This window comes from Bradyrhizobium centrolobii, from assembly GCF_001641635.1.
In the GTDB taxonomy this organism is placed as follows: domain Bacteria; phylum Pseudomonadota; class Alphaproteobacteria; order Rhizobiales; family Xanthobacteraceae; genus Bradyrhizobium; species Bradyrhizobium centrolobii.
On record NZ_LUUB01000114.1, the window covers coordinates 124,324 to 130,323 of the forward strand.

Genomic DNA, 6,000 nt, shown 5'->3' on the forward strand with positions numbered 1-6,000 from the left:
TCAGGATGCGTGGCGTCCGAGAGCAACGATATTATTCGTCACGCCGAAGCCAGCGAAGCCGCTGCCGACGCTGGCGCCGGCCGACGACGCAGCCCTGATGGAGCTCGCGTGATGGCCGAGGCCAAGCTCAGCGCCCGCGCCAAGCGGATTGTCGCCGCCGGCAAGCTGGCTTACGGCGAAACGCGCTGGCAGTCACCGCTCGCGAGGGCCGCGGGTCTTTCGCCGGCGTTACTGCAGAAGATCGCCGACGGCAGCCGTTCCGTCACCGACGAGGTCGAAGACCAGATCGTCGCCGCGCTGCTGGACGAGGTGGCGCGCCTCGAACGTGCCGCGCTCAAGTTGTCTGCATTAATCGGCCGGATTCTGGCAGCCAGGGAGAAGTGAGATGAGCGCGAAGAGCATTGTGAGAGAGCGTATCCTTCGGGCGGCTGTGGCCACCGTCAAGATCGACAAAGACCTGTGGGGCGCTCGACAGCAAATATGATGTGGTCGTAATTTCCCTTCTCGCCGACTTTAATTTCGGCGTCTATGAGCATCGAACCAGGAAGCTGAGGATCGCGCTCGGCCAGAATTACAAGGACATCACCGACCCGAACAATTGGCAGGACTATATCGACGGTCGGATCTACAACGGCAGTTACGATCTGACTGTGGGCCAACTGAGCCGCTTCGCGGAGGACTTCGCGAAGATCGACTACGGCGTCGATGACATCATCGACAACGTCCGATTCATCCGGAGCAGGATGCGGCCTCACGCCAAGCGACTCAAGATTTCGCCGATCAGCGAGTGGTCCAACTTATGGGTAATTGAAAGCCTCCCCGGAGGGTTACGAGAAGTCGGCCTACCGAAGACGATCCAGGTCGACCAGGCGGCTGAGTTCGTGTCCTGCGCCAGCATTTTCAAGCGTTGCTAAGGCGCTTCTTCACTCGCACCGCGAACGAGAGATATCACTGAGTAATGGACCTTTGTGAGCACGAACCCAAGCAGCACGGTCGTCATATAAGCCGAAGACTTCGCCACGAGTCGCAGAAAAACGGATGTGTCTAGCTCGGAGGAGACGATGTGAGCGACGAGCACACCGACCGCGACCACAAAGGCGACTTTCAAGGTCTGATCCATCGGTATCAATTTAGCGATGCCGGTTCCGAGCGCCTTGGCGGCTTTGGTCAACGACCACCATTCCCAAAGAACGAGACTGCCGATGCTTCCTGCCACCGCACCGGCGAGGCCGAATAACTGGAGACCAAGGATGCTCAAGGCAATTGACAGCAAAAGCGATATCGCGCCGATCGTCGCGGCCTGTCGGCCGAGTCCAAGCGCCCAAAGCAGGTGGCCGGCCCCGAAAACAGTTGCGATCTCTCCCAATGCATAAATTTGCATGAGCGGCACTGCCCCGAGATACTGGCGTGTATAGATCAGTTCCACAAGGTCGTCCGCGGTCGCTATCAGCAACCCGTAGAGTGGCGGCAGCACGCATCCCAGCAGCAGATACGCTTTCGATACCAGCTTGCGGGCGCCATCAACGTTGCCATCGCCCACCAGGGAACTGAAATTGGGCAGAAGCGCATAACCCAGAGGCGTTCGGGTCAAGTTTCCGAGGAGCTTGACCACTGACGCAATCGAGATGAGTGCAAAGGCCGAGCTCGAAAAGTTCGCTGCCACGACCCATTGATCGGCCTGCGCGCGCAAGGCGAAAAAACCGCCGGCCATCGCAAAGGGCAGCGAATACTTTAATTGCGCGCGGACCAACTGGCCGTCGAATCCGAGACCCCGTTCCTGCGCGGCAAACAGGGCATAGAAGACCGCTAGCCCGACCTTCAGTATGGCCAGGCCGCACATCACCACCAGAAGCCACCCGACATCGCCAGATGCGACTGCCGCACCTGCCAATGCCGCTGCTCTGACTATCGCAAACCCGATCGTTGCGCAGGCCCCCCACTCCGCCTTTCCGTCCGCCGTCGGCAAGACATCAAGAATCGACGCCAATATCCAGGTGCCGACGAAAATCTGAATGAGGGGCGAGTGACGCTGCAGGCCTCCAATCGAACTCGGCAAGATGGGCATCAGCTCTAAAAGCAGAATCGAGAGCCCCCCAAGAGCAAAGAGACCTGCGAACGTATTGCCCACGAGCTTTGGGCGGGTTCCGGGAGCGGCGCGCGGCAGGAAATAGAATAGGGACTGCGGCAGGAACAGGGGAAAGAGGATCAACCCCGTTTGGGCGACCAGCCACATCAGGCGGTAGTCCCCAAACTCCTGCGTGGTCAGGTAGCGGACCAGGATGACAGGCACCCCCAACTGCAGAGTATACTCGAGCAGCCCTGCAGCCGCGAGAAATCCTGCCTTGCGGCGAATCCCCGATCTCATGCCGCGCCCGCGCGCCTCCTGTGTGCGGCCTCCTTCAGCAGCTGTGACGGTCTGCTCGACGCGCGTCATTTTTTCCTTCGGCGAACCACTTCCTCGATTGCTGCGACGTAGGGCTTCAGCACCACGTCATCGCCATGCTTCCGGTCCATATAGCTCCTGCATCGCGCGGACACCTTTTGCCATTCCGTTTCATCGGCAATCAAGCGCTCCGCAACGCAAGCCATCTCATCGATGGACCGGAGCGAGACACCCAGGCCTTCGCGACTGATAAGTCCATCAGGATCAAAAAATGATATTACCGGAACGCCGCGACTCCAGGACTGAAGAAAGGTATTGGGAAAACCCTCCGTGTCGGAGGTATTGACGAAGACCTTGGCGCGGTCATACAGGTCACCTACGTCGTGATAAGCCACGCGACCGCAAAACGTCAGGTTCGGCAGTCTCTTCGCGGCAGCCTCGATCTTGCTGTACAGATCGGAAAAACCCGGTTGTGGACCACCGACCATGTGAATATGCCGGGAAGGCATGTGACGCGCCAACTCGATGGCGAGTTCGGGTCGCTTGAAGGCACTCAGGTTGCTGACCCAAAGAATTTCCAAGTCGCGCTTATCACGATCCAGCTGCCGACCCGGGGAATCCACCAGCGGGTCTGCGACCACGCTCGTCACCTCGTAATTTTCCATGAGCGCGCGTTGCTGGCCCGCGTGCTGGCAAAGGACAGTATGAGCGTGTCTCAATCCATATTTGTACAGTTGTTTGTCTCGCGTATAGCGAATGAGCAGTCGTTTAGGATCGGCATCGGTGTCGTGTGCCAACCGGTGTATGAAGCCACGTCCATGCCGGCGGCAGAACATCGCGACCAAGCCGACTTGCATGCCCGCACAACTCGTGTAGTAAACGTCGGCATCGGCCCGCATCAACGCCGCCCACGTTGCGGTCCAACGGGGATAAACAAAACGAAGTACCGGAAGACCCGCATCCGGACGATACGCCTTGTAGGTCGTGACGCCGTGCCAGGCTGCTGCGTCTGGCTGACCGTAATCCCCGACGACCGTGGAAACCTGGTATCCGCGAGCAACGAGTGCTTTCGCGAGCAACGTCTGTTGTAACTGCGCCCCGCCATTGCCATGGTGGTTGTATTCGCGGGCAAGGACCGGAAGGTTTTCGAAACCGACGAAACACACCTTCATGGCTGCGGTCTCGTGATGGAACGCGTTGACTGGGCCTGGCCGAGGGCGAGCCCGTAACACAGCCATAGGGCAGTCTGCGGGGCAGTCGGCGTGAATCGGTCATTCGTGAATCCCTGAACTGCAAGGAACAACAGGCAAACGATGCAGCCTTCAAAAACACCGCGCCATTGCGGATCGATGTGCTGCTTGGATAAATCCCTAAACATTGCCCAGACAGACCAGAAGAAAGCCGCCACAACCACGATACCCAGTATCCCCAGGTCAAGGGCGACGTCCAGATAAGCACTATGGGCTTGGCCGACTGGGAGCATGGCACCACGGAGGTTCGGGGTCGCCCACAGCGTCGAATAGAGGCCATGACCAATGATGGGCGCCTCCCAAAAAGTACCTATCAATGGGCGCCAGATTTCGTCGAGCCGACCAGCGGTAATCGCCTGTTCGTCCCCGGTTGCCAAGCCGGTCGATGCCCGTTCAAAGAACGCGTCGGGCAATAGCAATGCAACTGTCGCGATTGCAGACAGCACAAGCAAGAACCGCCCCATGCTTCGCTGTTTCCACACGAAATAGCCCAATATGATGCCAATCCCCACGAAAGCGGCGCGCGAGAAAGTCAACGCGGCCATCGTTGCGGCAGCGCCGGCGCATGCCAGTAGCATTGCTCGCGACCAAGGTGCAGAGGTGGCTAGTGCGGTGAAGAGGAGGATCGCGAGCCCAATGTTGGCCAGCTCGCCCACATCATTGGCATGCAATCCGGTCCAATCTAGAAATTCTCTGTCGCCAGCCGCCAGGCCCTGCAGGCTGGTGCCATTGATAACCAGATAACCGGCAATCACGAGGAAAAAGGCAACATAAGCGGCTGTTAGAGCCCAGATTACCGAGCGTCCATTGCCGTTTCGGGAAAGAACCGCCGCCAGCCACGCCACGGCAAGGATCATCAATGGCTTGAAAAAAGCGTCAAGCAGATATGTGGTTTTTGTCAAGGGTTCAGAGTGAGGAAGGACTCTTGCGCCTTCGACCGAACCGGCACCCACATACGCGCCAACCCCCATCACGGCGACATAAACCCAGAATGTGGTTGGCAAACTGACGAATCGAATGTCCTCTCGCCTGAATGCGGAAGCCGCGAACAACGACAAGAGCGTCAGCACAAACAAGATATTGAACGGGTTCAATCCGATTACCCCGAACAGTTCACGTGGAACGAGCTGGGTCGAGGCGAATGGCAACAGCAATGTGAGCAGCCAAATGCCGTTCCGGTAGTTAGCAAAAATAATCAGTGCGAACACAAAGGAGCAATAAAGAAGAGCCCAGGCAAGCTCGTCGAGAAATGCTATCACGCAACCGATCAGCGCGGCGGAAATGCCAAGGAATATTAGAGCTAGAACTTTAACCCTCAATTGAGAGGCATAGTCGAGCGTCGAATTCGTTGACATTGGTTGGTTTACCGACATCCCAGGTCTATGCCGACTGGTTTCGGCTTGGCAAAACTGTCCTGCAGGTATGTGCTCACTTCGCCCGAATTGATGATCGCGCGCTGTGCCGAACCCGGAGCCCCGATAGGCCGCAAGTGCAATCACGGGCGACATAAGCCAATAAGCGCCAGCGCCAGCCGGGAAAACCGAACGTCCCCGGCTTAGGAGCGAAGCCAAGCATAACGCCCCGATCATCGCGGTCAATCCACCCACGACTGCGCCAAATATTCCAACAGGAATCGTGAGCGAAGCTCGTGGGTACCCCGCGCAAGCGCGGGTACTCCCACCTGTGTACCCCAGAGGAGCGTAGGTCATAATCCGTGTCGTTCAGCAGCGCGCGCCCAAATCGGTTATCTCGACTGAACGCACGATGAGGGCCTTCTTCCACTGAGCTGATCGTAGCAAAAAGGTCGACGCGGATTTTGCCGGAGCAAAGAATCGGGAGGCACAGCTTGGCACAGAGCTCCAAGGAGCTTGCCGGTCTCTAGTCGGGAATTCGGCAAACGGGCGCTCGACGTCGCGATCAGCGTTCTCGCGATCGTGGTGCTGGCCCCCGTCTTCACGGTGGTGTGGATAGCAATCCGTCTCGACAGCCCCGGACCCGCGGTCTTTCGCCAACGCCGGATCGGGCGAGACGAGAAGCCGTTCAACTGCTTCAAATTCCGGACGCTCCGCCACAAGGCCGACGAAAACGTCCATCGCGAGGCGATCCGGCGGGTTTGGGCTAAGGAACCCCTCTCGGACGACCCCGATGCCCCATACAAGCTGACAGACGATCCTCGCGTGACGCGCGTGGGGCGGTTGCTGCGGAGAACCAGCCTCGACGAGCTGCCGCAACTCCTCAACGTGTTGCGGGGCGAAATGAGCATCGTCGGTCCGCGGCCGGCGATCCCTTATGAACTCGAATACTTCCGGGACTGGCACCACAAACGTCACATTGTGAAGCCCGGAATCACCGGAATTTGCCAGGTGC

6 protein-coding genes are annotated in these 6,000 nt (G+C 58.5%); 3 read left to right on the plus strand and 3 right to left on the minus strand.

Annotated features, from left to right (window positions below; translation table 11 throughout):
• The first annotated feature begins 111 nt into the window (after positions 1-111).
• Together AYJ54_RS41300 and AYJ54_RS41305 are read left to right on the plus strand one after the other, a co-directional pair.
• Positions 112-384 (plus strand): hypothetical protein, encoded by a 273-nt coding sequence (locus AYJ54_RS41300; RefSeq protein ID WP_063708218.1) that lies wholly within the window; start codon positions 112-114, stop codon positions 382-384.
• Between the two features lie 101 nt (positions 385-485).
• A complete protein-coding gene (locus AYJ54_RS41305) occupies positions 486-914 on the plus strand; it encodes a hypothetical protein (RefSeq protein ID WP_063708219.1) in 429 nt (142 codons plus the stop codon).
• On the opposite strand, the gene AYJ54_RS41310 is transcribed toward AYJ54_RS41305, so the two are convergent.
• The 3 genes from AYJ54_RS41310 to AYJ54_RS41320 are packed head-to-tail and all read right to left on the minus strand — an operon-like array spanning position 911 to position 4,988.
• Positions 911-2,434 carry a lipopolysaccharide biosynthesis protein gene (locus AYJ54_RS41310; protein ID WP_063708220.1) on the minus strand — a complete coding sequence of 508 codons (1,524 nt, stop codon included), beginning with the start codon at positions 2,432-2,434 and terminating at the stop codon, positions 911-913. The genes AYJ54_RS41305 and AYJ54_RS41310 overlap by 4 nt on opposite strands.
• Positions 2,431-3,555, minus strand: a complete 1,125-nt coding sequence (locus AYJ54_RS41315; protein WP_063708221.1) for a glycosyltransferase family 4 protein — start codon at positions 3,553-3,555, stop codon at positions 2,431-2,433. The genes AYJ54_RS41310 and AYJ54_RS41315 overlap by 4 nt, the downstream gene beginning before the upstream one ends.
• A complete protein-coding gene (locus AYJ54_RS41320; RefSeq protein ID WP_063708222.1) occupies positions 3,552-4,988 on the minus strand; it encodes an O-antigen ligase family protein in 1,437 nt (478 codons plus the stop codon). Before AYJ54_RS41320 ends, AYJ54_RS41315 begins: the two co-directional genes overlap by 4 nt.
• Before the next feature lie 582 nt (positions 4,989-5,570).
• Between AYJ54_RS41320 and AYJ54_RS41325 the strand changes: the two genes are divergently transcribed.
• The coding region (locus AYJ54_RS41325; protein WP_245329274.1) for a sugar transferase at positions 5,571-6,000 on the plus strand (430 nt) is incomplete at its 3' end.